The following is a 454-nucleotide window of genomic DNA, read 5'->3' as shown; positions in this document are numbered from 1 at the left end:
GCCACGCTGTTGCAGGAGTGCCCGGACGATTTCCTGATCGTCCGCTACTGCGCGACGCGCTTGGTGAAGGAACGCAAGATTGATGAGGCCCTGGCCCTGGTCGACCATCATCTGCCGCCCTCGACGCAGAATCCCAACCGCCTGTTCGCGCGGGCCAAGCTGCTTAGCGACATCCGCGCGCACGAGCAGTCCGACGAACTCTTTCGCCGGCTGATTTCCGAGAACACCGACCGCAACATGCGCGTCGAGTTCGCCAAGCGCCTGCGCAAGCGCGGGCTGCTGGCCGACGCGTTCGACGCGATCGCGCCCGTCATGAAGCACCTGACGCCTGGCAGCAAGGCGGCGGAGCTGGCCAACGACCTGGCCAGCGACTACGCCTTCTACCAACGCTTCGAGTCGGAAGAGGGGCTGGTGGGCAAGGATGTCAGGATCGTGTCCATGAAGCATGCGATCC

1 pseudogene is annotated in these 454 nt (G+C 64.5%); it reads left to right on the top strand.

The annotated features are described in order from the left end of the window. A pseudogene (locus IB243_RS26990) lies at window positions 1-454 on the top strand (glycosyl transferase); the annotation flags it as partial.

This window comes from Acidovorax sp. ACV01, from assembly GCF_014851495.1.
GTDB classification, from domain to species: domain Bacteria; phylum Pseudomonadota; class Gammaproteobacteria; order Burkholderiales; family Burkholderiaceae_C; genus Acidovorax; species Acidovorax radicis.
This window is presented reverse-complemented; position numbering and strand designations above follow the sequence as displayed.